Consider the following 252-nt stretch of genomic DNA (forward strand, 5'->3'; position numbering starts at 1 on the left):
GGGTGGCGACCAGTGCGCAGCCCGCGATCACGGCCGAAGTGGCACCCCAGATCCGTTCGGAGGTGCTCAACAGCTCGCGGACACCGTGCTCCGGAACCAGGGCGGTGTAGGTCTCCCCGGTCAGGCAATAGAAACCGACACATACGCCGAAGGCGGTGGTCGCAGTTTGGCGGTACAGAGCCCCTCGGATGGCGAGCATCGCTCCGAGGGCGACCCCAATCCAGGCGAGGGCGCCCAGAGCTTGACTCATGC

The 252-nt window shown here is 66.7% G+C and carries 1 protein-coding gene; it reads right to left on the reverse strand.

Annotated features, from left to right (window positions below):
- Nucleotides 1-199, reverse strand: a 199-nt coding sequence (locus tag SB717_RS37955; protein ID WP_410908332.1) for a hypothetical protein, incomplete at its 3' end; no start/stop codon positions are given.
- Nucleotides 200-252: the final 53 nt, after the last annotated feature.

The sequence above is a fragment of the Priestia sp. SIMBA_032 genome (genome assembly GCF_046535215.1).
Classification (GTDB): Bacteria; Bacillota; Bacilli; order Bacillales; family Bacillaceae_H; genus Priestia; species Priestia aryabhattai.